Raw genomic sequence first — 22342 nt, forward strand, 5'->3', positions numbered from 1 at the left:
GGATTATTTATGAAACTAGTCGTTACAATCGTTCAAGATAAGGACAGCAACCGTTTAAGCAATGCTTTCATCGAGTCAGACATCAGAGCAACCAAGCTTTCGTCGACAGGCGGATTCTTGCGTTCGGGAAATACGACTTTTTTGATCGGGATTGAAGATGATCGTGTGGAAGAAGTTCTCGGAATCATCAAAGAAGTTTCCAAAAAACGCTCAGAATACGTGACGCCGTCGGTAAACGTCGACAGTCCGATTGAAGCAACGAGCACGTATCCGATTGAAGTCGAAGTCGGCGGGGCCAACGTGTTCGTTTTGCCGGTTGAGCAGTTTTTGCATTTTTAATCATGAAACAAAAGATTACGGAATTGCAGCCCCGTCTGACTGAGCATTTTATGAAGCTGACAGAAGCAGGAAAACTGTCGCATGCATATTTGTTTGCCGGTCCTGCTGGCACTGGCAAGTCTGAACTTGCGCTTTTTGTTGCGCAGACCGTTTTTTGCACTGACAAGCAGGCCGGGATGCCTTGCGGAAGGTGCAGCGAATGCAGACGAATTGCCGATCACAGCTTTCCGGACGTCGTTGAGGTGGCTCCTGACGGTGCATCGATCAAGGTTGATCAGATTCGTTTCTTAAAAGCAGAGTTCAGCAAAAGCGGGGTCGAAGGAACAAAGAAAATATTTATCATCTCTGATGCTGAAAAGATGACTGCGAGTGCCGCAAACAGTCTGTTGAAATTTTTGGAAGAGCCAAGCGGCGACGTGTGTGCATTTTTGCTGACGGAAAATGCCAATTTGATTTTGCCGACCATTATTTCGCGTTGTCAGGAATTTGAGCTTCAGGCACTCGGGTTTGACGAGTTGTCTGAAAAACTGCAACAGGCGGGGATTTCAAAAGATAAGGCCAGCTTATTGCTGGGGTTGACAGATAGCCTGGAGATTGCAATCGAGTTGTCAAAAGACGATGAGTTTGCGGCAATGACGGCTGACGTTTGGGAGTGGTTCAAACTTATCATGACAAATGATTTACGAGCTTTCGTCAACGTAACGACGCATTTGAAGCAGTATTTCAGTGACAGATCAAGGCAGGACATGCTGCTTGATTTGATTGTCTTGCTGGTTCGCGACGTCATGCTGCTCAAGTTTGAGGAACACGGGAGAACGTCGTTTGCAATGCATCATGATGAATTGCGCGCATTTTCGGAAAAAATCAGCACACAAAGGGCCTGCCATGCGACGGAACTTGTTTTGGACTCAAGAAAACTGCAAGCAATCAACGTTTCTTTCCAAAACATCCTTGAAACGTTGACGCTGAAACTTGTAAGTTGTTATCATGAGTAGATGAAGGTGATATTTTGAAGAAACGTGAACTTTTTGACAGTTTTGAACAAATGGAGAAATCGTCGCAGCAGATGCAAAGAACGATTGCGAGCGTCAAGGAAGAGATGGAGCGAATCGTTGAGCAAAATGCAGAGCTTGCGATTGAAAACAGTCATTTGCGTGCGAGACTTCAAGAACTTGAAGAAAGAAACAACAGGCAAAAGGGCAAGACGACGAAAAACGGTTTGTCCAAATCGCGACAAAATCTTGAAAAACTTTATGAAGAAGGTTTTCACGTCTGCAACGTGGACAACATGTACGGATCGCGACGCATCAATGATGAACCATGCGTTTTTTGCCAAGACGTGATTTATGGAGAGAGACACTGATGAGCATAGAGAAAATGAGCAGTTTTTCCGGCGTTCATGAAACGGGGACGCTCTACCTCGTTCCAACGCCTATCGGTAATTTGGGCGATATGACGGAACGAGCAGTCAAAACCCTGAAGGAAGTCGATTTGATTTGTGCCGAGGACACGCGCAATACTCAAAAATTATTGAATCATTTTGAAATCGATACGCCACAGATAAGTTTTCATGAGCACAACACGAAAGAAAGAATTCCGCAGCTGGTTGAAAAACTTTTGGCTGGCAAAAATTTGGCACAGGTAAGCGATGCAGGAATGCCTTCAATCAGTGATCCAGGACACGAACTTGTGGTTGCCTGCATCGAAAACAAAATCCCCGTTGCTCCGCTTCCGGGGCCGAATGCGGCTTTGACGGCATTGATTGCTTCCGGGCTTTTGCCGCAGCCGTTTTTGTTTTATGGTTTTTTGCCAAGGAAAAACAAAGAACAAAAAGAGGAGCTTGAAAAGCTCAATAATCAGACGGTAACGCTGATTTTCTATGAAGCTCCGCATCGATTGAAAAAAACGGTTCAGGCAATGTCTGACGTCTTTGGACCCGACAGACGCGTCGTTTTGTGTCGCGAATTGACCAAGCGATATGAGGAATTTTTGCGCGGAACGCTTCTTGATGCTTTGAAATTTGCGGAAGAAGATGAGGTTCGCGGCGAATTCGTCCTGATCGTTGAAGGCAATTCTCATGTTGAGATGCTTGAAACGGTCGATTTAAGCGAAAACACGATTGAAGAGGAGGTCAATGCCTTGATCGAATCAGGAAAAAAGCCGAATGATGCCATTAAAGAAGTGGCCAAGAGGCGCAAAATGAAAAAGCAAGAAGTTTACAATATTTTTCATCACCTTGATGATTAGGAGGGATTGTTTTGGAAAGCAAAGGATTCAGCGAAAAACACCGCGTCACCTACTATGAAACCGATATGAACGGGACCGTCGGGTTAGGACGTTTGGTTGATTTGATGATGCTTTCATGTAATGATCAAAGCGATGCCGTTGGCCTTTCAAGCGAAAAAGTCAATCAGATGGGCTTAGGTTGGATCGTTACGCAAAACATGATCGATATCAAAAGACTTCCTCGAAGAAACGAAACGATTTATATTACGACTCATGCTAAAAGCTATAACCGCTATTTTTGCTACCGCGATTTTTGGATCCATGACATCAGGAAGCAGGAACTGGCACATATGCATACGGTGTTTGCGTTGATGGATCAAAATGAGCGCAAAATCGTCAGGATTCCGGAAAATCTGATTGAACCATATCATTCAGAATATGCGACCAAGATTGAAAGATTGCCGCTTCCAAAAGAACTTGAACGAATTGATCGCCAAAAAGAATATGAAGTTCGTTTTTGGGATATTGATATCAATCAGCACGTTAACAACGTTCATTATTTTGAATGGATGCTTGATGCGCTTGATCTTGATTTTTTGATCAAATATCAGCCCGTAAGCATGAATATCGAGTATAAAAAGGAGATTCGCTACGGTCAAAAAGCCGTCAGTCAAGCACAAATAACCATGACGGGCGTCGAGACCGTCAAGACTTTCCATGAAATCAAGGTTAATGATGAGCTTTCCTGTCGAGCAGTTTGTGATTGGAAACTGCGCAAAGAAGAATGGATAATATAGAGATAGAGCGTGCAAACATAAGGATGAAAAAACTCTGTCTCAAATTGAAAAACCGGATGATTTGCAATTGATTGCAAATCATCCGGTTTTTTTGCGTATGCATGACAGTCGCCTTCCATGATGAAGATAAGCAAAAAAGTCTGTTCTCATTTTCATGTAGTCAACCACCATCGACTTTAGCCGATGGTGGTTGACCTGATGCCTTTTTACAGAACGGTGACCAAACATATTGTACCTATAGATATAACAAAATGGTTAGAAATATTGTGGGATAATTGATTTCAGCTAATGTCAAAAACACTAGTGATAACATGAAATGTCAGAAAAAAGCACATCGCATGATAGGTGTAATTAGCAATTTCATTAAAACCATGTTAGAATAAGTTAATAAAGTTTAAAGGGGTCGGTGGATGCTATGTTAGATGGAAAGTATCGCAAGGAACTAACCGTTGACGGAAAGAAATACTCATACTGCGATTTTGCAGACTTTCTTGAAGATAAAGGTCAACGAATTGAGGAAATGCCTTATACGATCAGAATCTTGTTGGAACTCGCCTTAAGAAAAAGTGCTGAAAAGCCGTACCTTAAGAGGTATTTAGAAGACTTTATCGATTGGGACGAAAAACATGATCATGACGTCGTTTTTAAACCTGAACGCGTTGTTTTGCAAGATTTGACTGGCGTTCCTGCAATGGTTGATCTGGCTTCGATGCGTGATGAAATGAAACGTCGCGGCGGAGACGTCGAAACGATCAATCCTGACGTTTCGGTTCACATGGTCGTTGATCATTCCGTCCAAGTCGACAGTGCCGGCAATGATGAGGCGTTTGACTTCAACGTCAAGCGCGAATTTGAAAGAAACAACGAACGCTATACATTTCTTAAATGGGCACAGAACAGTTTTGACAATTTCAAAATTATTCCGCCCGATACGGGAATCATTCATCAGGTCAATCTGGAATATCTTTCTCCGGTTATTAATCAAAGAAACGGAGTACTGTTCCCTGATACGCTGGTCGGAACGGATTCGCATACGACGATGATCAACGGACTCGGCGTTTTAGGCTGGGGCGTTGGCGGAATCGAAGCTGAAGCAGGGATGCTTGGTCAGGAATCATATTTCCCGCTGCCAAAAGTTGTCGGCGTCAAGCTGACGGGAAAAAAGCGTCCGGGGGTAACGGCCACCGATTTGGCGCTGACGCTGACAAATCTGCTTCGCAAGCACAATGTTGTCGGCAAGTTCGTCGAATATTACGGTGACGGTTTGAAAAATCTGCCGCTGGCTGACCGTGCGACGATTGCAAACATGGCACCTGAATACGGGGCAACTTGTGGGTATTTCCCGATTGACGACCAGACAATCGAGTATTTGAAACTGACGGATCGCCCTCAAGAAACAATTGATCTCGTTGAAGCATATGCGGAAAAGAATCATTTGCGCTATCAGGAACGAGAAGATTCGCAAAGGCATTACTCAGAATATGTCGAACTTGATCTCTCGACGGTCAAGAGCAGCGTTGCCGGTCCAAGCCGCCCGCAGGATCTGGTAACGCTTGACAAGCTGCCGGATAATTTCAGGTATTATGACGATGCTCTGCCCCAAAATCTCGATTTTGACATGGGAAACGAGCATTTCAGCCTTCGTCCGGGGGCTTTGGGTCTTGCCGCAATCACGAGCTGCACGAACACGTCCAATCCTGAAGTTTTGATTTGTGCCGGCTTGCTTGCCAAAAGAGCAATCGAACGCGGATTAAAGGTTCCGACATACGTCAAGACTTCGCTTTCTCCCGGCTCTCGCGTCGTGACCGAATATCTGAAGGCTTCCGGTTTGCAGCCTTATTTGGACAAGCTGGGTTTCAATTTGACAGGGTATGGCTGCATGACCTGCATCGGCAATTCCGGTCGTTTGAAAGAAGAAGTTGCGGTTGCCGTGGAAAAGACAGGGTATCCGCTTGCTGCAGTTGAAAGCGGAAATCGTAATTTTGAGGGACGCGTCAATCCGCTTATCAAAGACACTTATCTTGCTTCACCTCCGATGGTCGTGGCTTACGCGCTTGCTGGAACGCTTGACATTGATTTGGAACATCAGCCGCTTGGCAAAGATTCTGAAGGAAAAGGCGTCTATTTGAAAGAAATCTGGCCTGAACCTGAAGAAATCACGGATTGCATTCATAATTACGTTAAACCTGAGCTTTTTTCCGAAAATTACAACGGCATCTTTAAGCAAAACAAGGTATGGAACAGACTCGTTCCGCCGGTTGGCGAAACTTATGAGTGGGATGAAAAATCCACTTACCTGGCTTCTGCACCGTTTTTTGACGATAAGGGCGGACAAGCGCATCTGTCCGGACTGCGTGTTTTGGCCAAGTTGGGCGATACCATCACGACTGACCACATTTCGCCTGCGGGTTTTATCGGCCCTGACACTCCTGCCGGAAGGTATTTGAAGGAGCATGGCGTTGCGGTGCGCGATTTCAATTCCTACGGTTCGCGTCGCGGCAATCATGAGGTGATGGTGCGCGGAACGCTTGCCAATATTCGCTTGAAAAACAAATTGGCAAAAGGAAAGAGCGGCGGTTTCACGTATGATTGGCTTGATGAAAAGGATACGACGATTTACGAGGCGGCGATGAACTATCGCAAACACGGAATCGGGTCAGTCGTTTTGGCTGGAAAGGACTACGGAATGGGATCGTCGCGCGACTGGGCCGCTAAAGGCGTCAAACTTCTGGGAGTCAAAGCCGTCATTGCAGAAAGCTTTGAACGAATCCATCGTTCAAATCTTGTCATGATGGGAGTTTTGCCGCTGCAGTATCTTCCGGGAGAAAATGCTGACAGCTTGGGTCTTGATGGCTCGGAAGCGTTTGAACTCGAGCTTGAGGACAAAATGGCTCATGTAACTGCAAAAAACGATGATCATCAAATCGAATTCGAGGCAAAAGTAAGATTTGACGCGCCGATTGACGAGGAATACTATAAAACCGGCGGAATTTTGCAGTACGTTTTAGAGGACAAATAACTTATTTTTGAGGACTGCATTTGCATTAAGGAGGTTTTTTATGGATTTGCCAAGAGGATTGGCTGGGGTCGTTATCGATCAAACCAGCATCAGTTCAACGAAAAATGCCAGACTGACATACAGCGGCTACCCGATTGAAGAAATTTGTCAGGCATCTTTTGAAGAGGTTGTTTATTTATTGTGGTACGGACGTCTGCCAAACAAAGAGGAACTGCAAAAGTTTCGCAAGATGCTTGTTCGCAAGATGGTTTTGCCGGCAGAAACCGTTCGGCTTCTGTTGTATATTGCCCGCGAACCGCAGCATCCGATGAGCATCCTGCGCACGACGACTTCATTGCTTGGGACTACGAACGACGTGGAGCACGATGAACCGCCTCGCATTTTGGCGAAGATGCTGACGGTCATTGCGGCAATCGTCAGAATCAGAAACAACGAGCCGTTGATTGACGTTGATGAGAAGATGGGCGTCGTTGAAAACTTCTTGTACATGCTGACCGGTGAAAGACCGGATGAAGAATTGGCCAAGATGTTTTCAACCGTCATGATTCTTCAGGCTGATCATGAATTCAATGCATCGACTTTCACGGCAAGAGTCGTGGCTTCGACTTTTGCAGATTATTATTCATGTTTGACGGCCGCTGTTTGCGCATTGAAAGGACCGCTTCACGGCGGAGCGAACGAACGCGTTTTTGAAATGCTTGAAAAAATTTACGATCATGACATGGATCCGATTGATTACGTAAAAGATGCGTTCAAGCGCGGACGAAAGGTGATGGGGTTCGGTCACAGAATCTACAAGCACGGAGATCCGCGTGCGAAGATTTTGCGTCCGATTGCGGAAAAAATGGCCAAACGTACCGGCAATACGTATTTCTTTGAAGTTCAAACAGAAATTGCCGACTATATGCTGAAGGAAAAAGGGCTGTATCCTAACGTTGATTACTATACGGCTTTGATTTATCATTGCGTCGGTTTGAAAAAGGATGTCTTTACGACGATTTTTGCGGCCTGCAGAACTGCCGGATGGTTGGCGCACGTAATGGAACAGCGTCGCGAAAAGACTTTGATTCGTCCGTGTTCCGAATACGTCGGACCTGACGAGCGCCACTATCTTCCGGATGTCAATGATTAGCGAGGGGTATTTTTATGAGTGAAAAGATTACGATGACAGACGGAAAGCTGACCGTCCCTGATAATCCGCAGATTCCGTTTATTTCAGGCGACGGAATCGGACCTGAGATTTGGGCTGCCGCAAAAGAAGTTTTTGATGCGGCCATCAAAAAGGCATATGCGGGGCAAAAAGCCGTTGACTGGATTCCGCTTTTGGCCGGGCAGACTGCATTTGACCAAACGGGACAATGGCTTCCGGACGAAACGCTTGAAACGCTCAGGGAAAACCTTGTTGCAATCAAAGGACCGCTGACAACGCCCGTTGGCAAAGGCCATCGCTCAATCAACGTGACGCTTCGACAAAAGCTCGATCTTTATGCATGTTTCAGACCGGTCAAATACTATGAAGGAACGCCGTCTCCGGTCAAGGAACCTGAAAAAGTCGACATTGCAATTTTTCGGGAAAACACGGAAGATATCTATGCGGGGATTGATTTTGCGGAAGGCAGCACCGGAGCTGAAAAATTGAAAGCACTGCTTGAAGAAGAAGGTCAGTTGGAAAAGGTTCGCTTTCCGAAGACTTCCGCTTTTGCGATCAAGCCGATCTCAAAAGAAGGAAGCGTGCGGTTGGTCAAAGCTGCAATTGATTATGCGCTTGGTCACGGAAGAAAAAACGTGGCGCTCGTGCATAAAGGAAACATCATGAAAAAGACTGAAGGCTCGTTTAAACAGTGGGGCTATGATGCTTGCTTGGCTTATGGCAATGAAGTGTTTACTCAGCCTGAATATGATGAGGTCTTCAAGACTTGCGGCAAGGAGGCTGCCGAACAAAAGAAGAACGAGGCTAAAGTTTTCGTAAGCGACGTCATTTGCGACAATTTCTTTCAGCAAACGCTGCTTTATCCGGATAAATTCGATGTTGCCGCAACAATGAATCTTAACGGAGATTACATTTCGGATGCGTTGGCGGCACAAGTCGGGGGCATCGGTATTGCTCCCGGAGCAAATATTAATTATCAGACGGGGCGAGCCATTTTTGAGGCAACGCACGGAACCGCACCGCAATTTGCAGGACAAGACAAACTCAATCCGACCTCGATTATTTTGTCGGGAGCAATGATGTTTGATTACCTTGGATGGATCGAAGTTTCAGAGTTGATTGAAAGAGCAGTTGCAAAGGCGATTTCAAACAAGCATGTCACGATTGACTTTGCCGAAAAGATGGATGGAGCAACGACGCTGAAAACAAGCGAATTTGGGCATTACGTTGCTGAAATTTTGAAATAGACAAAAAAGGATCGGGTTTATCCCGATCCTTTTTTGCCGCAAATTTTGAGCGTTAAAAAGATTAGAAGTCGTTTTTTGAATCTTTATCAGATTTTTCACTTCAAAACCAGTCGGTTTATGTTAAGATATCATATGGAAGATTATACAGACAAAAAGGACGATAATTAATGAAAATTCTAGCGATTGATACTTCCAATCAGCCATTGAGCGTGGCCGTTTTGGAAGATGGCAATTTGCTCAGTCAGGCGACCTGTACGAAAACGAAAAATCACAGCGTGAAGCTGTTGCCGCTGATTGAGCGGCTGATGGAAGATGCAAGACTCAAACCTTGTGAGCTTGATCGAATCGTGGTGGCAAAGGGCCCCGGTTCGTATACCGGTTTGAGAATCGGAGCTGCAACCGCTAAGACTTTGGCATACACGTTGGACAAAGAATTGGCGGGCGTATCGAGTCTTGAAGTTTTGGCCGCTGCATTTCCAAAAACGGAAAAAAGCGTTCTTGTGCCGTTGTTTGACGCAAGGCGCGGCAACGTCTTCGCCGGGGCTTACCGCTATGATGAAAACGGTCTTTTGCAAACGGTTATGTCCGACCGGCATATTGCAATTGCTGATTTGTGTGAAAAATTTGCTTCAGAAAGCGTGATTTTTATCGGCAAGGATGCGCAGGCCTATTCTGATTTGATTAATGAAAAATGCAAAAACGGCATCATTTCTTCTTTTGGTTTCAATTATCCTCGAGCAGACATTTTGGGGATGCTTGGCGAAAAGGAAAAATGCGTCGACGTCAACGATTTTGTTCCAAATTATTTGCGAATGACCCAAGCTGAGGCTCAATGGCTTGAGAAACATCCGGAGGGGAAAGATGAGCATGACTCCTATGTTGAAAAAATTTAAAACTGGCTTCAACCGCTTGTTTGGCAGTAAAAATGACGGTCAATTGGAATTTAAATGCAGAAACGTCAAAGTCAAGGGGTATGAATATCTCTTCGTGCGCGCAGTCGTTCCGGATATTCCCGAAATTTTGGATATCGAACGTGCAGTCTATAAGGGGCAGACTCCTTGGAATTTTGAAAACTTCGAAGCTCAGATCAGGGAGCAGGAAAGAACGCTGTATCTGGTAGTCCGCCACAACGATGAGATGGTCGGTTTTGCGGGATGCGACATGAAATACGCAACGTATGAGGCGCATATCACGGAATATTGCCGTTTTGCCTCCTTATCAAAACTTAGGATTGGGTCAGATGCTGATTAAAACTTTGATTGACGAAGCAGACAAAAGGGGTCTCAGAAAAGTCAGTCTTGAAGTCAGACAAAGCAACGTTAATGCCCATGAGGCATACCGTTTTGCAGGCTTTGTCGATCGAATCGTGAAAAAAGACTACTATACTGACAGTCCGGCAGAAGATGCCATCGAAATGGTTTACAGCATCAATGCCAACAAGAGAAAGGAACGAATGACGAATGGCTGAAGACAGAAATCTCATTTTGGCCTTTGAATCAAGTTGTGATGAAACAAGCGTGGCCGTGATTGAAAACGGAAATAAAATTCTTTCCAACATTGTGGCAACCCAAATCAAAAGCCACAAGCGTTTTGGAGGCGTTGTTCCGGAAGTGGCGAGTCGCCATCATATTGAACAGGTTACGTACTGTATCGATGACGCATTGTGTGAAGCAAACGTCGACTATGATGATTTGGATGCGGTCGCCGTTACTTACGGACCAGGCTTGGTTGGTTCGCTGCTCGTTGGCGTGACTGCTGCAAAAACGGTTGCGTATGCTCATGATTTGCCGCTTGTTCCGGTTAATCACATGGCAGGACACATTTACGCCGCAAGGTTTGCAGGAGAACTGCATTTTCCGGCATTGGCGCTGCTTGTTTCAGGCGGTCATACCGAACTGGTCTATTTAAGCGGTCCTTATGATTTCAAGATTATCGGCGAAACAAGAGACGATGCCTGCGGTGAAGCTTATGATAAGGTCGGGCGCGTCCTTGGCCTGACATATCCGGCCGGAAAACAGATTGATGAGATGGCGCACAAAGGTCATGATACGTTCCATTTTCCGCGCGCAATGGAAAAAGAGGACAATTTCGATTTTAGCTTCAGCGGGTTAAAGAGCGCATTCATCAATACGGTTCATCATGCCGACCAAATAGGCGAAAAACTTGATGAAAACGATCTTGCTGCCAGCTTTCAACAAAGCGTCGTCGACGTTTTGGCAGAAAAAACGGTTCGCTGCCTGAAAGAATTTCCGGTAAAACAACTTATTCTTGCCGGAGGAGTCGCGGCTAATCAGGGCTTGCGGACTCGTCTTGATGAAGAGCTTCAGGCATTCGACGATGTTGAATTGATCAAGGCACCGCTCAGACTTTGCGGTGACAATGCGGCAATGATCGGAGCTGCCGGTTACGAAGCATATCTTGCAGGAATCAGAGGAGGATTGGATCTTAACGCTGATCCGAGTCTGGAATTTGATTGGATCTAAAACACGTCATAAACAGCTTGAAAATAAAAAGGATTTTTCCAAAAGACGGGAAAGATCCTTTTTTTGATGCGAAAAATTCAGACGTGGGGTCTTCAGTGCGGAAATTACGAAAAAAACGTAATTGAAAGGTCTCATCCAATAAAAATAAGGCTTCTGAAACGGTTGTGCGTTTCAGAAGCCTTATTTGATCAAGCCAAGAATTCTTCCAGCTCCATGCTTGCTTGTTCCCAGTTTTCTTCTGCTTCAGCGAGTTTTTTGGAAATTTCCTGCAGCTTTGCCTGAAGTTCGCCCATTTTTTCCAAGTCATTATAGTTTTCAGGTGAGGACATCTGATTTTCCAAGTCATTTTTTTGAGCGTCAAGTTTTTCGACGAGTTGTTCAAATTCTTCAACGCTGCGTTTTAGTTTGCGTTCTTGTTTTTGACGTTCCTTTCCTTGCTGATAATTGACTTTTCCGGTTGAGACTTCTTTTGAAGAATTTTCAATCGGGGTTTCGGCTGTTGATTTGGCAGCGGCAATTTCTTCTTGTTCTGCCTTTTTTTCGAGATAATAGTCATAGTCACCGAGATAAAGCGTCGAACCTTGCGGAGCAATTTCGAGGACACAAGTGGCTACCTTGTTGATAAAATAGCGGTCATGTGAAACGAACAAAACGGTTCCGTTAAAGTCCATAACGGCATTTTCAAGGACTTCTTTGCTGTCGATGTCAAGGTGGTTGGTCGGTTCGTCAAGAATCAAGAAATTATCATGCTTCATGGCGAGTTTGGTTAAAAGCAGACGTGCCTTTTCGCCGCCCGACAGATTGTGAACAACTTTGGAAACATCATCACCGATAAAAAGAAAACTTCCAAGTATTGAACGAATATCTTTTTCCGGCGTTGTCGGATGATCATCCCAAAGCTCGTTTAAAACGTTTTTTTTGTCATGCAGGTTATGCTGTTCCTGATCGTAGTATCCGACTTTGACGTTCGTGCCAAATTCAGAGCTGCCTTTGACAAACGGAATTTGACCTAAGACGCTTTTTAAAAGCGTTGATTTTCCGATTCCGTTTGGACCAACGATGGCCATGACCTGATTTTTTCTCAGATCGATATTGATTGGCGAAGAAATGATATGACCGTCATATCCGATTGCGGCATCTTTGACGGTTAAAACGATGTTTCCGCTTTGAGAATCGGCCGTGAATTTGAAATGTGGTCCTTTTTCATCTCCTTCAGGACGCTCGAGACGTTCCATTTTTTCAAGCTGCTTTCTGCGACTTTGTGCACGTTTGGTGGTTGAGGCACGAACCAGGTTTTTGTTTACAAAATCTTCCAGTTTGGAAATTTCGGCCTGCTGCTTTTCATAATTTTTCCAATCCTGGCGAAGTCGTTCGGCCTTTTGATCGATATATGCCGAATAATTTCCTTTGTAGTAGCTGCTGTGATGATGACTGATTTCATAGACTTCGTTGACGATTCGATCAAGAAAATAGCGGTCGTGCGAAACAATGAGCAGCGCACCTTTATAGTTTTGGACGTATCCTTCAAGCCAGGTTAAAGTGTCGATATCAAGATGGTTCGTAGGTTCGTCCAAAATAAGAAGATCACGTTGTTCCAAAAGCAGTTTTGCCAAGGCAAGTCGCGTTTTTTGACCACCGGAAAGCGATGATATTTTGCGATCATAGTCCTCTTGTTCAAAGTGAAAACCATGAAGCACTGAACGAACTTCTGCTTCGTAGCCGTATCCGTTTTGTTCTTTAAAGTCATGAAGCAGCTGATCATATTGGTTCAAAAGCTGAGAATATTCGGAAGATGAATGATCTGCACCTGGATCTGCAATTTTTGCTTCCATTTCGTGCAGATTTTTTTCCATGATTTGAAGTCTTTCGAAAACGCTGAGCATTTCAGCATAAATCGTTTTATCTGATTCAAGTCCGGTGTTTTGGGCGAGATAGCCGATTGTCAAGCCTTTTTTCTTGGTTATCTGGCCCGCATCGGGCGACTCGTTTCCGATAATCATCTTAAGCAGCGTCGATTTTCCGACACCGTTTCGACCGACGAGCGCAATTCGCGAGTTGTCTGAAACATCTAAGCTGACATTTTCAAACAAAGTATCTGCCCCAAAATAGCGGGCAACTTGTTGAACTTGTAAGAGTATCATTTGGTTCACCTTTTCATTGATTGTGGAAAATATTCACAAGCATTTTATGTAAGCGTTTAGAAGAGCTTTATATCAATCACGCTTTGTATCAAAGTTTGTGAATTAAGTAACTTTTTTGTTTTAATGTTTGAATTTGTATGCTAAAATTTATAAGTAAGCATGACAGACAGGGGGACTATCCTATGACATCGCAAAATATTCCCAAGGCTACGGCCAAACGTTTGCCGATTTATTATCGCTACCTGAATATGTTGTCAGATGCCGGCAAAAAACGCGTCAGTTCAAATGAACTGGCTGATGCGGTCAAAGTTGACTCTGCGACTATCCGCCGGGACTTTTCTTATTTTGGAGCACTTGGAAAACGTGGCTATGGCTATGATGTCGAGAATCTTTTGGAATTTTTCAAAAAGACGCTCAACCAGGATAAGCTGACAAACGTTGCTTTGATCGGCGTCGGCAATCTTGGTCATGCGTTGCTCAACTTCAATTTTCATAAAAGCAACAACGTCAGAATCAATGCTGCATTTGACATCAACGAAGAAATTACCGGAACGATTCAAAGCGGCGTTCCCATTTATCCGATGGAGGATATGAAGGAACAGCTCAAGATTCAGCAGATCGAAATCGTGATTTTAACGGTTCCTGCCAATGTTGCTCAAGGAGTTACGAACGATTTGATTGAAGTAGGAGTCAAGGGAATTTTGAACTTTACGCCGCTCAGGATATCAGTGCCTGAGTCCGTGCTGGTCCAAAACGTCGATCTTACGAATGAGCTCCAAACTTTGATTTACTTCCTTGATTTGGAGAAACAATCTTAAGAACTCAGTCGGAAAGTTTTTCTTTCCGGCTTTTTTTATAGATTGATGAGTATGACCGTCAGATTCATCAGCATATGCACGATCATGCTGGTTCTGATTTTGCCGCTTTCTTCATAGACATAGCATAAAATGAGTCCGATTGCCGCATAGACGATAAAGTGTCCGTCGCTGTGACCTATTGAAAATACAGTGCTTGAGATCAGCGCGCAGATTAATTTGGGGAGCACGCTTGAAAAATTGCCGAAGAAAAATTTTCTGAAAACAAGTTCCTCGGTAATTGGAGCCGCAATGACCGGACACAGGAAATAGTACGGATATTGGTGAATAATCTCAATGAACATGTTGGTATTTTCTGATCCGGACGGCTGATGCAAAACGTTGACCTCAAAGGTAGTGAGCAGTATTTGTGAAGCGAGCGTTGCGATAAGACCAAGACCGATCAAAATTGCTTCATGCGTAGCTTGAGTGCATTTCTCAGTCGAATCGATGGGGTTTTTAAACGAAAACCTTCTATTAAGAAAAATCATCGCTAAAGCGCCAAGCAGCCAAATGAGCGTGCAAATCAGGTAAGCAGGCCCGTTGCGGAAATAATGAGGAATCATGAGTTGGCAAATCATGATGAAAAGATAGGCGCTTGTTAATGCAAGGCCGTTGGCTGAATTTTGTTTATTCAAATAAGAGCCTTCTTTCTTTTCGATTTTGAGCTTTTACCATTATAGCACATAAGAGCTTGAAGTGGCCTTTACCAAACCTTAACAACTTTTTTGATTTGTTGAAAAGCGCGGTCTGATGCGGTTTTAAAACATGTTTTTAGCACTCTTTGCATGAGAGTGATAAAAAATGCTTGCAATTAATTCCGAAAGTGGTTATAGTAAGAATTGTAATTAGTTAGCACTTAAATGTTGAGAGTGCTAAAAAAGACTTTGGAGGGATATAACGTGCTTAAACCATTAGGAGATCGTGTCATTTTAGAGGTTCAAAAAGAAGAGGAACAAACCGTTGGCGGAATCGTTCTTGCAAGCAATGCAAAAGAAAAGCCGCAAACGGGCAAAGTATTGGCCGTTGGTACAGGACGTGTCCTTGATAACGGTGAAAAAGTCGTTCCTTCTGTCAAGGAAGGAGATACGGTCGTGTTTGACAAGTATGCCGGAACAGAAGTGAGCTATGAAGGCGAAAAGTATTTGGTAGTTCACGAAAACGACATCGTTGCAGTTGTTGAATAACGACGGTTTTGTTCATAATTCAAGAATTTTTATGAGGTGAAATTAATAATGGCAAAGGAAATCAAGTTTTCAGAAGATGCTCGTTCAAAGATGCTTGCAGGTGTTGACAAGCTTGCAGATACTGTCAAATCGACAATCGGTCCCAAGGGGCGCAATGTTGTCCTGGAACAATCATACGGTGCCCCGACGATTACGAATGACGGCGTAACGATTGCCAAAGCAATTGAATTGGAAGACCATTTTGAAAACATGGGAGCAAAGCTTGTTGCGGAAGTTGCTTCGAAGACGAACGATATCGCAGGCGACGGAACGACAACGGCAACTGTTTTGACTCAGGCAATCGTAAATGAAGGCATGAAAAACGTTACTGCAGGTGCAAACCCTGTCGGCATTCGTCGCGGGATTGAACTTGCAACGAAAGCTGCCGTTGACGCATTGAGGAAAATGTCTCACAAGGTTGAATCAAAGAGTGACATTGCTCAAATCGCAGCCATCTCTTCTGCAAATGAAGAAACAGGCAAACTTATTGCCGACGCAATGGAAAAGGTCGGCAATGACGGCGTAATTACGATTGAAGAATCAAAGGGTATTGATACTTCGCTTGACGTTGTTGAAGGGATGCAGTTTGATCGCGGTTATTTGTCACAGTACATGGTAACCGACAATGACAAGATGGAAGCAGACCTTGACAATCCGTACATTTTGGTAACGGACAAGAAGATTTCAAACATTCAGGAAATTTTGCCATTGCTTCAATCAATCGTTGAACAAGGTCGTCCATTGCTGATCATCGCTGACGATGTTGACGGTGAAGCATTGCCAACGCTTGTTTTGAACAAGATTCGCGGCACGTTTAACGTTGTTGCGGTCAAAGCTCCTGGATTTGGCGATCGTCGCAAGGCAATGCTGCAGGATATTGCTATTTTGACGGGCGCAACGGTGATTACTGACGATCTTGGCTTGCAGCTCAAGGATGCAACGATCAATCAGCTTGGTACCGCAGGTCGCGTTACGGTTACAAAGGAGAACACGACGATTGTTGAAGGTTCAGGCGACAAGGCACAAATCAAGGAACGCGTTGATCAGCTTAGAAAGCAAATTGCCGAAACGACTTCCGATTTCGATCGCGAAAAGCTGCAGGAACGTTTGGCAAAACTTGCCGGTGGCGTTGCCGTCATCAAGGTCGGTGCCGCAACCGAAACTGAATTGAAGGAACGCAAGTATCGCATTGAAGATGCTTTGAATGCTACGCGCGCAGCCGTTGAAGAAGGCTTCGTTCCTGGCGGCGGCACGGCATTGGTAAACGTCATCGGTGCTGTTGCAGATTTGAAGGAAAGCGGCGACGTTCAAACGGGTATCAATATCGTTAAGCGCGCTTTGGAAGAACCTGTTCGTCAAATTGCCGAAAATGCAGGTTTGGAAGGCTCCGTAATCGTTGAAAAACTTAAGGAACAGGAACCAGGAATTGGTTATAATGCCGCAACCGATGAATGGGTTGACATGGTTAAGGAAGGCATCGTCGATCCAACCAAGGTAACTCGTTCCGCACTGCAAAATGCAGCTTCCGTATCAGCTTTGCTGTTGACGACTGAAGCAGTCGTTGCTGACAAGCCGGAACCAAAGGAAACTGCTCCGCAAATGCCACAAGGCGGCATGATGTAAAAAGTCATAAATTTGGCGATAATCCCGAGGATCGAGTCGAGCGGTTCTCGGGATTATTTGTTTACGCTTGCAAGCTTCTTGAATTAATTTGTAAAAGGCTATATAATAAATCGTATTTACAACACTTGAATCGATGCATGGGTTGGGTGTGCATTAATTTGACTAATGGTGTAAAATGTATGAATACAGCGTAATTAATACATTGATAATTTGCAACTTACGGATTTGAGGTATTTCGGGAGTTGTTTTTTACAAAGGAGAAAAATCGCTATGTATCGTTATTTAAAAAGGCTGTTAATTGGGGAACCATTGAAAACAGCTGATGAGGGCGGTCAGTCCTTGACCAAGTTCAAAGCCTTGGCTTTATTATCGTCTGATGCTTTATCTTCAGTTGCATATGGTACTGAACAGATTACGACTGCCTTATTGGTACTGTCTGCTGCAGCTACCTGGTATGCCTTGCCGGCGGCCGGAATCGTGCTCGTCTTGCTTTTTGCAATCACGATTTCATACCGCCAGATCATCAATGCTTATCCTTCTGGTGGCGGCGCATACGTTGTTGCGACAAAAAATTGGGGGACCAGTGCGGGTCTTGTTGCCGGTGGTTCTCTTTTGGTCGATTATATGCTGACGGTCGCTGTTTCCGTTACGTCCGGGACTGAAGCAATTACGTCCGCAGTTCCCGCACTCAGCAATCAAAGCATTGCAATTTCAGTCATTATCGTTTTGTTCATTATGACGCTTAATCTGCGCGGGATGCGTGAATCTGCTTCGTTTTTGACGGTTCCGGTCTACTTCTTCGTCGTGATGATTGTCGCAATGATCGGTTGGGGACTGTTCAACATTGCAACGGGCAAAATTGAATATTCTGCCTGTGCTCATGTTGGTCAAGCGGTTCCCGGCATGACGATGATTTTGTTTTTAAAAGCTTTTTCGGCCGGTTCATCTTCCCTGACGGGCGTTGAAGCCATCAGCAATGCCGTGCCGAACTTTAAAGAGCCGAAGCGCAAGAATGCTGCCAATACGTTGGCAATTATGGCCGTCATTTTGGGTATTTTCTTTGGCGGCATTACGTTTTTGAGTTATTATCTTGGAATTTTGCCGAACGGCAAGCAAACGGTGCTTTCTCAAATCGGGATTGCCGTGTTTGGTCATGGCTTGTTCTTTTACCTCTTGCAGCTTTCGACCGCAATGATTTTGGCCGTTGCTGCAAATACTGGTTTTTCGGCATTTCCGATTTTGGCATATAATCTTGCAAAAGATAAATTCATGCCTCATATGTTTATGGACAAAGGCGATCGCTTAGGCTACTCAAACGGGATTATTTCGCTTGCTGTCGGTGCGATTGTCCTGATCTTTATTTTTCATGGACAGACAAACTTGTTGATTCCGCTTTATGCAGTGGGCGTGTTCGTGCCGTTTACCTTGTCGCAGTCGGGAATGATTATTCACTGGTATCGCGAACGAGGCAGGCATTGGATCTTGAATTCGTTTTTCAACTTGTTGGGTGCTCTGATTTCCCTTGCGCTTGTCGTCTTCTTGTTCTTCCTTCATTTCAGCAACGTTTGGCCGTATCTTGTAATCATGCCTTTGCTTTTGTTTGCATTCTACAAGATTCATGCTCACTATGTTGCGGTTGCGGCGCAGCTGCGTTTGAGCGAAGAACAGCAATTGCATAACTACAGCGGTTCGACCGTGATCGTTCTTGTCAGCTCGGTAACGCACGTCACTACGGGAGCCATCAACTATGCGCGTTCAATCAGTGAAAACGTCATTGCGATGCACGTTTCGTTTGATGCCAATCCTAAAAAGGAGCATGAGACGGTAAATGAATTCAAGATGGCGTTTCCTGACGTGCGATTTGTCGATTTGCACTCGTCTTATCGTTCAGTCGTAGCTCCGGTTATCAGATTCTGTGACGTTATCGCCAAAGATTCGGTCAATCGAAATTACTCCGTGACCGTGCTCGTGCCGCAATTTGTTCCTAAAAAACCATGGCAGAATATTTTGCACAACCAAACGAGTTTCAGATTGCGTCAAGCACTTGGTTCCAGGGAAAATATCATTGTGTCAACGTACAGCTATCATTTGAAAAAGTAGTTCTAAAACGTTTTTCAGATCATAAAAACGTCCTTAAAAGAGAATGGCAAACACTATGCCTCAAATTGAAAATCCGGACGATTTGCAATCAATGCAAATCTAACCCGGGTTTTTTTCGTGTGCACGACAATTATCATGCTGGAATAAGTAAAAAGTCTGTTTTCATTTTCATGTATCAAAACGTCCAAAAGGAGGCATTGTATGTAACCGAGGACTGCTTTTTACGGGCAGATTTCAAAAATCGGTATTTTGCTAGTAAGCCATTCTTGACGAATTGATTGAGCAGGCGATGCACGGTGCTGCATTTGATAAAAATTCTGTTTTCATATATCAAAATTGAAAAAATACCGGACAAAGGCCGTCTTTGTTCGGTATTTAGTTTAATTAAAGCGTGAACCGAGACTTTTTTCGCGTCAGTTTTGCGGATGTTATCATCATTTTCATGATTTGGGACCTCGTCTTTTATTTGTTTTACTCTTATGGTAAAATGTATTCTGTACTTGTGGGTTTTCATGCTTGCAGATTTGTTGTGCGGAATCGGCCGTGTTTGCGCACAGTGAACTAACAGAAAGAGGACGGCATATGTATAAGATACTTGCATCAATGGCTGCGACGTTTTTGCTGTCGCTTGCCTTGACTCCTTTGATTCGAGGACTTGCGCTAAAAATCGGCGCAGTGGACAACCCGAATGCAAGACGCGTTAACAAAGTGCCAATGCCGACAATGGGCGGATTGGCGATTTTTATCGCATTTAATATCGCAAACTTCGCATTGCTCAGAAATCAATATCCAAGCGATCAGATTTGGCCATTGTTTGCTGCAGAAGTTTTGATTATCTTGACTGGAATTATTGATGATATTTATGAATTGAAACCGAGACAAAAAATGTTCGGAATCCTGCTTGCGTCTCTGGTCGTGTATTTTGCAGCAGGAATCAGGATGACAACGTTGACGATACCGTTTGTGGGAACCGTTCAGCTTGGTTGGCTGAGCTTGCCGATCACGCTTCTTTGGGTTGCTGCCATCACGAATGCCGTGAACCTGATTGATGGACTCGATGGTTTGGCTTGCGGCGTGGCGATAATTGCATTGACTACCAGTGCCGTGACGGGATATTTCTTTTTAAACGTGACGAATACTTTTGTTTCGATCATGATGTTTACGATGGTAGCCGCACTCGCTGGATTTTTGCCATATAATTTTCACCCGGCGAAAATTTACCTCGGTGATACGGGTTCACTGTTCATCGGATTCATGATTTCGGTTTTTTCCCTTTATGGTTTGAAAAATGCAACGTTCATCACGATTATTATTCCTGTAATCATTTTGGGCGTTCCGATTACCGATACGGTGTACGCCATTTTGCGGCGCAAGCTGAACAATCGCCCAATTTCACAAGCCGACAAGCATCATCTGCATCATCGATTGATGCAGATGGGATTGAGTCATACGCAGACGGTTCTTGTTATTTATGGAATAGCGCTGATTTTCTCCTGCATTTCACTGCTTTATTCATTTTCAAATTTGTGGGGATCTTTGCTTTTGACGGTGGCGACTCTGTTTGGTCTTGAAATCTTCGTTGAAGTTATCGGGCTCGTAGGCGATACGAGGCAACCGTTGCTGAATTTTATAAGAAATTTGGTTTTGAAACTCTCCGGTTCTGAGTCAAAGAAAAACAAGTAGAGTCTGGGAAAAAAGTCCCGTTTCTCTCTTGAATTAAAAGAAAAGCCGAACGAAGGCGGTCGGGATGCGACTGACTTTGTCCAGCTTTTTTTATTTCTAATGAATAAAAACTACTTTTCTCAAGAAGCAGTACTGCTTAGCCAATTCAGCCAAGATCTCAGTCAAATTTACCGTCTGCGCTATTTTCGACGATTTACATCATGGAAGGCGATCGTCCTGCATCCGAAAAGCGGATCAGATTTGCAATTGATTTCAAATCATCCGTTTTTTCAATTTGAGACGGAGTTTTTTCCCGGCTCTTTTTGCGCATATAAAGCTAATATCAAAAAAGAGCTGAGATTTCTCGGCTCTTTTTTGATTGCGATTTCACTAAATATTGTCATAAAACTTTTACTACTAATGAGTTATCAAACGAAATGAAGGAGATCCTATGGCAAGTAGCCGAGAATAACGAAATTGTAATCGAAAAAATGGAAGTTATGCCTGACCATGTTCATGTCTTAATCATCTTTCCGCCTAGCGAGGTACCGCCTAGCGCCATCAAAGCGTTCAAAGACAGAAACGCCTTTATTTTCTTGCGTCGATACCCAAAAATTCGGCGGTCCCAGTCCTGGGGCGGCATTTATGATTGCCTGGTTACTACATTAGCACGTCAGTTAATATGAGTAAAGAATCAGTCGAGAAATATATAAACGATCAAAAATACAATGAGATGAAAAAAAGCTCCTTACAGAGCTTGACAGGGCCTATCCATCCCATGACTAAAGTCACGGGATTTCCAGCTGGACATAATTTAAAATATCTGTTCCTGTTTCAAACAGGCAATTTCCGGCAAGCAGATCCATTATCTTTTGTTTGCAATCACTAATCTTGTCGGAATCGACACAGATGACGGCTTGAATCTTGTCGGTGTAAATCGTGTCAAGCAAGGCAATTTTTTCGTTTGTCAAGAAATTTTGCAGTTTGCCCCAAAGCGGATATTCGATTGTTATGGTGACTTTTGTTTGAATGACTCGCTTGACGATGCCGACGGCTTCGATTGCTTGAGCACATGAACTGCTGTAGGCCCTGATCAAGCCTCCTGCTCCCAGCTTGATTCCGCCGAAGTAACGAATGACGATTGCCAAAACGTCATGAATCTTATTTGCTTTCAAAACTTCAAGGATGGGAACGCCCGCAGTTCCTTGCGGTTCTCCGTTGTCCGACTCGCGCTGAATCTGGTCTTGATCGCCAGTCATATAAGCGAAGCAGATGTGGGTCGCTTTTTTATGCAAAGAACGCTGCTTTGCAAGTATTTCTTGGGCTTGTTCCTCGTTTTTTATTCTAAAAATACAGCAGATGAACTGTGATTTTTTGATGGTTTGCTCAACTGAGCCGTCTTCTTTGATAGTCAGGTAGGGTTGATTCATTTTTTTGTCCTTTCAAAAGAATTTTGGATGATTTTTGCGTATTTA

At 44.1% G+C, this 22342-nt stretch carries 21 protein-coding genes and 1 pseudogene; 19 read left to right on the forward strand and 3 right to left on the reverse strand.

The annotated features are described in order from the left end of the window. The first annotated feature begins 9 nt into the window (after window positions 1–9). From LRC_RS03165 to tsaD, 12 genes are all read left to right on the forward strand, one after another. Entirely contained in the window at window positions 10–339 is a 330-nt protein-coding gene (locus tag LRC_RS03165) for a cyclic-di-AMP receptor (RefSeq protein WP_014073124.1), read from the forward strand. Between the two features lie 2 nt (window positions 340–341). After that, window positions 342–1334: a DNA polymerase III subunit delta' gene (gene holB, locus LRC_RS03170; protein ID WP_014073125.1), complete on the forward strand. Its 993-nt coding sequence runs from the start codon at window positions 342–344 to the stop codon at window positions 1332–1334. Window positions 1335–1348: 14 nt separating this feature from the next. Then, window positions 1349–1702, forward strand: a complete 354-nt coding sequence (locus LRC_RS03175) for a DNA replication initiation control protein YabA (RefSeq protein ID WP_014073126.1) — start codon at window positions 1349–1351, stop codon at window positions 1700–1702. Beyond that, a complete protein-coding gene (rsmI, locus tag LRC_RS03180) occupies window positions 1702–2586 on the forward strand; it encodes a 16S rRNA (cytidine(1402)-2'-O)-methyltransferase (RefSeq protein ID WP_014073127.1) in 885 nt (294 codons plus the stop codon). Before LRC_RS03175 ends, rsmI begins: the two co-directional genes overlap by 1 nt. Window positions 2587–2597: 11 nt before the next feature. Continuing rightward, the gene (locus LRC_RS03185) at window positions 2598–3362 is read left to right on the forward strand and encodes an acyl-[acyl-carrier-protein] thioesterase (RefSeq protein ID WP_014073128.1); all 765 of its coding nucleotides are present in this window, start codon (window positions 2598–2600) and stop codon (window positions 3360–3362) included. 415 nt (window positions 3363–3777) lie between these two features. After that, on the forward strand, window positions 3778–6381 hold the full coding sequence (gene acnA / locus LRC_RS03190; protein WP_014073129.1) for an aconitate hydratase AcnA: 2604 nt from the start codon (window positions 3778–3780) through the stop codon (window positions 6379–6381). A 40-nt stretch (window positions 6382–6421) separates the two neighbouring features. Beyond that, window positions 6422–7513, forward strand: a complete 1092-nt coding sequence (locus LRC_RS03195) for a citrate/2-methylcitrate synthase (protein WP_014073130.1) — start codon at window positions 6422–6424, stop codon at window positions 7511–7513. Between the two features lie 14 nt (window positions 7514–7527). Continuing rightward, complete coding sequence (gene icd, locus LRC_RS03200; protein WP_014073131.1) at window positions 7528–8778, forward strand: NADP-dependent isocitrate dehydrogenase; 1251 nt, start codon at window positions 7528–7530, stop codon at window positions 8776–8778. 167 nt (window positions 8779–8945) lie between these two features. Beyond that, the gene (gene tsaB, locus LRC_RS03205) at window positions 8946–9671 is read left to right on the forward strand and encodes a tRNA (adenosine(37)-N6)-threonylcarbamoyltransferase complex dimerization subunit type 1 TsaB (RefSeq protein ID WP_014073133.1); all 726 of its coding nucleotides are present in this window, start codon (window positions 8946–8948) and stop codon (window positions 9669–9671) included. Continuing rightward, window positions 9655–10029: a hypothetical protein gene (locus tag LRC_RS11865; protein WP_258414557.1), complete on the forward strand. Its 375-nt coding sequence runs from the start codon at window positions 9655–9657 to the stop codon at window positions 10027–10029. Before tsaB ends, LRC_RS11865 begins: the two co-directional genes overlap by 17 nt. Beyond that, window positions 10019–10246: a GNAT family N-acetyltransferase gene (locus LRC_RS11870; RefSeq protein ID WP_258414559.1), complete on the forward strand. Its 228-nt coding sequence runs from the start codon at window positions 10019–10021 to the stop codon at window positions 10244–10246. The genes LRC_RS11865 and LRC_RS11870 overlap by 11 nt, the downstream gene beginning before the upstream one ends. Beyond that, a complete protein-coding gene (tsaD, locus tag LRC_RS03215) occupies window positions 10239–11261 on the forward strand; it encodes a tRNA (adenosine(37)-N6)-threonylcarbamoyltransferase complex transferase subunit TsaD (RefSeq protein WP_014073134.1) in 1023 nt (340 codons plus the stop codon). The genes LRC_RS11870 and tsaD overlap by 8 nt, the downstream gene beginning before the upstream one ends. 188 nt (window positions 11262–11449) lie before the next feature. On the opposite strand, the gene LRC_RS03220 is transcribed toward tsaD, so the two are convergent. Then, window positions 11450–13402, reverse strand: coding sequence for an ABC transporter ATP-binding protein (locus LRC_RS03220; RefSeq protein ID WP_014073135.1), 1953 nt, complete (start codon window positions 13400–13402; stop codon window positions 11450–11452). 182 nt (window positions 13403–13584) lie between these two features. Between LRC_RS03220 and LRC_RS03225 the strand changes: the two genes are divergently transcribed. After that, the gene (locus tag LRC_RS03225) at window positions 13585–14220 is read left to right on the forward strand and encodes a redox-sensing transcriptional repressor Rex (RefSeq protein ID WP_014073136.1); all 636 of its coding nucleotides are present in this window, start codon (window positions 13585–13587) and stop codon (window positions 14218–14220) included. 35 nt (window positions 14221–14255) lie between these two features. On the opposite strand, the gene LRC_RS03230 is transcribed toward LRC_RS03225, so the two are convergent. Further along, a complete protein-coding gene (locus LRC_RS03230) occupies window positions 14256–14894 on the reverse strand; it encodes a CPBP family intramembrane glutamic endopeptidase (protein ID WP_014073137.1) in 639 nt (212 codons plus the stop codon). 264 nt (window positions 14895–15158) lie between these two features. Between LRC_RS03230 and groES the strand changes: the two genes are divergently transcribed. The 6 genes and pseudogenes from groES to tnpA form a co-directional block, all read left to right on the forward strand. Further along, window positions 15159–15443 carry a co-chaperone GroES gene (groES, locus tag LRC_RS03235; protein ID WP_014073138.1) on the forward strand — a complete coding sequence of 95 codons (285 nt, stop codon included), beginning with the start codon at window positions 15159–15161 and terminating at the stop codon, window positions 15441–15443. A gap of 48 nt (window positions 15444–15491) precedes the next feature. Continuing rightward, window positions 15492–17105, forward strand: coding sequence for a chaperonin GroEL (gene groL / locus LRC_RS03240; RefSeq protein WP_014073139.1), 1614 nt, complete (start codon window positions 15492–15494; stop codon window positions 17103–17105). 270 nt (window positions 17106–17375) lie between these two features. Then, the gene (locus tag LRC_RS03245; RefSeq protein ID WP_014073140.1) at window positions 17376–19205 is read left to right on the forward strand and encodes an APC family permease; all 1830 of its coding nucleotides are present in this window, start codon (window positions 17376–17378) and stop codon (window positions 19203–19205) included. Window positions 19206–19787: 582 nt separating this feature from the next. After that, window positions 19788–20888 (forward strand): glycosyltransferase family 4 protein, encoded by a 1101-nt coding sequence (locus tag LRC_RS03255; protein ID WP_014073141.1) that lies wholly within the window; start codon window positions 19788–19790, stop codon window positions 20886–20888. Window positions 20889–20987: 99 nt separating this feature from the next. Further along, window positions 20988–21308, forward strand: coding sequence for a hypothetical protein (locus LRC_RS03260; protein ID WP_041819903.1), 321 nt, complete (start codon window positions 20988–20990; stop codon window positions 21306–21308). Then, window positions 21257–21609 (forward strand): annotated as a pseudogene (tnpA, locus tag LRC_RS03265) (IS200/IS605 family transposase); the annotation flags it as partial. The gene LRC_RS03260 and the pseudogene tnpA, both read left to right, overlap by 52 nt. A 46-nt stretch (window positions 21610–21655) precedes the next feature. Here tnpA and LRC_RS03270 read toward each other — a convergent pair. After that, complete coding sequence (locus tag LRC_RS03270) at window positions 21656–22297, reverse strand: YigZ family protein (protein WP_014073142.1); 642 nt, start codon at window positions 22295–22297, stop codon at window positions 21656–21658. Between the last annotated feature and the right edge of the window lie 45 nt (window positions 22298–22342).

Source organism: Ligilactobacillus ruminis ATCC 27782 (assembly GCF_000224985.1).
GTDB classification, from domain to species: domain Bacteria; phylum Bacillota; class Bacilli; order Lactobacillales; family Lactobacillaceae; genus Ligilactobacillus; species Ligilactobacillus ruminis.